Origin of the sequence: Rhodopseudomonas sp. BR0C11 (assembly GCF_010820945.1) — a bacterium.
Lineage (GTDB): Bacteria > Pseudomonadota > Alphaproteobacteria > Rhizobiales > Xanthobacteraceae > Rhodopseudomonas > Rhodopseudomonas palustris_H.
Genome location: NZ_QTKI01000572.1, coordinates 1 through 2,279, shown reverse-complemented (window position 1 = coordinate 2,279; position 2,279 = coordinate 1). Strand labels below are relative to the sequence as shown.

Annotated in this window: 5 protein-coding genes; all 5 read right to left on the bottom strand. The window is 64.7% G+C overall.

The annotated features are described in order from the left end of the window. Positions 1–151: flagellar biosynthetic protein FliR (locus DYI24_RS25260; RefSeq protein WP_205523693.1), on the bottom strand; the 151-nt coding region annotated here is incomplete at its 3' end. 106 nt (positions 152–257) lie between these two features. Beyond that, entirely contained in the window at positions 258–521 is a 264-nt protein-coding gene (gene fliQ / locus DYI24_RS25255; protein WP_011159421.1) for a flagellar biosynthesis protein FliQ, read from the bottom strand. 162 nt (positions 522–683) lie between these two features. Further along, positions 684–989, bottom strand: coding sequence for a flagellar hook-basal body complex protein FliE (gene fliE / locus DYI24_RS25250; protein ID WP_104513080.1), 306 nt, complete (start codon positions 987–989; stop codon positions 684–686). Positions 990–1,024: 35 nt separating this feature from the next. Then, positions 1,025–1,450, bottom strand: a complete 426-nt coding sequence (gene flgC / locus DYI24_RS25245) for a flagellar basal body rod protein FlgC (protein ID WP_107345596.1) — start codon at positions 1,448–1,450, stop codon at positions 1,025–1,027. A gap of 21 nt (positions 1,451–1,471) precedes the next feature. Continuing rightward, on the bottom strand, positions 1,472–1,879 hold the full coding sequence (gene flgB / locus DYI24_RS25240) for a flagellar basal body rod protein FlgB (protein ID WP_107345597.1): 408 nt from the start codon (positions 1,877–1,879) through the stop codon (positions 1,472–1,474). Positions 1,880–2,279 lie beyond the last annotated feature (400 nt).

Here is a 2,279-nt window from a genome sequence, read left to right as displayed (position 1 = left end):
GCGTCAGCATGAGCGCGATCGACAGCTTCACCCGCGTCGGGATGTTGCTCTCGCCGAACGCCGGCATCAGCATCATCATCGAGCCGATGCGTGCGAACACCAGCATGAAGGTGGCGGCCAGCGCCGGCAGGAAGGTCAGGTCGATGCGCATCGCGGCTGTCTGATTCGGAGCGCGCGTCAGAAGGTCGTGCGCCACAGCCGCGCGATGCGGCGACGGCGGATGCGACCAACGAAGCGGCGCGGGCTCCGATCATGCGTCAACCGCCGATGATTCGCGATGATATCCGCATCATCTGCGAGTGCAGCGCGTCGGCCATGAAGGGCAGCGCCAGCACCAAGGTGACGAACATCGCCAGGATTTTCGGCACGAACACCAGCGTCTGTTCCTGAATCTGGGTCAGCGCCTGAACCAGCGACACCGCGACGCCGACCACCAGGCCGACCACCATCAGCGGCGCCGACACCACGACGATGGTCCAGATCGCGTCGCGGGCGACGTCGAGGGTTTCGGGGCCGGTCATGAGAGAATCCTTGTGTCGACGATTGTGGCAGTGGTGGTGTTCGGTCTCGCCATCGTCATCGCGAGGAGCGGAGCGACGAAGCGATCCAGGAGCGCGGTGCGCTCGGCTCTGGATTGCTTCGCTTCGCTCGCAATGACGATGCCTATCGGTAAGGTGCCGCCGTCAGATCGGCATCCGCATGATTTCTTCGTAGGACTGGATCACCCGGTCGCGGACCGACACCAGCGTCGACACAGCGACGTCGGTTTCGGCGACCGCGGTCACCACATCCATCACGTTGGATTTGCCCGACGCCATCGCCATCGACTGCGCGTCGGACTTGCGGCCGGCGTCGAGCACGCTGCCCATCGCCTGCTTGACCAGGTTGCCGAACGACGGAGCGTCTTCGCTCCCCTTGTCGGCGCCGGCCGGCTTGGCCAGGCGGGCGAGGCTCGCATAGGCATTCGCTGCTGAAATCGGGGAGGCCATGGGTCAGTGTCCTGGTGCGATGCTGGGGAAGCGGATCAGGCTTTGAGAATGTCGAGCGTGCGCTGGATCATCCGGCGGGTGGCGCTGATGACGTTGAGGTTGGCCTCGTAGGACCGCTGCGCATCGCGCATGTCGGTCATTTCGATCACTGGATTGACGTTCGGGTACTTGACGTTGCCGTTGGCGTCGGCGGCCGGATTGGTCGGCTCGTATTTGACGCGGAACGCCGAGGTGTCCGGCTTGACGCGACCGAGCGCCACGACGCGGGCGTCGAGCGTGCGGTCGAGCGCCGACGTGAAGGTCGGCACCTTGCGGCGATACGGGTCGCCGCCCGCGTTCTGCGCCGTGGAGTCGGCGTTGGCGACGTTTTCCGAGATTACCCGCATCCGGCCCGCCTGCGCGCGCAGGCCGGAAGTGGCGATACCCATCGAGCGGGCGAAGTCGTTGCCGTCGTCTGCCATGGTTTAGCCTCCCGGCGCTTCTCAGCGCTTGCCGATTGCGGTCTTGAGCAGGCCGAGACTGCGGCTGTAGAGCGAGGTCACGGCGGCGTAGTCCATCTGGTTGGACGAGACCTTCAGCATCTCGTCCTCGAGGTTCACGGCGTTGCCGGCCGGACGGGTCTGGAAGCCGCCCTTGTTGTCGGTGGAGAAGCTCGGCGAGCCGCCGGGCGGGGTCAGATGCGACGCGCTGGTGCGCATCAGCGGCAGCGATCCGCCCGGACCGCCGGCGGCCTGACCTTCCGGGGTGAATTTCGGCTCCACCAGATCCCGCGGCCGGAAGTTCGGCGTGTCGGAATTGGAGATATTTTCGGCAAGCACCTTCTGGCGCTCCTGATGCCACTGCATCTTGGTGCGCAACGCGTTGAGCTCGGGGAGATCGTTGATCGGCATAGCCGCCTCCGCCCGGTCTTGCCGCCACGCGATTCCGCCGGGTAGGCAGAATTTGCCGCCCCTATGGTTAACGACTGGTTAAGAGGTCCGAGCTGCATGCCGGACGCAGTGGTAACTGCGGCGAAAACGGCACCAAACGCGGTTTGGGCGGCATGATTGGTGGATTATAAGAAGAAACGGATGGCAGTTCTTGCCGGGGATTATTAAGAAGGGACGAGGCGGGCCGCCGCGCGTCACCGGAACTGGTCGCGTTCGCATTCCGGAATGGGCGCTTCCGGAAAGCGCCAGGGCGCCAGCGTTGTTTGCCGGGGATACAGCATGTCATCGCAGCCATTGATGTTTTTTCTCGCATTTCTGGCCGTTCTGGCGCTGATTGGCCCCGCCGCCTGGCCGGTACGCC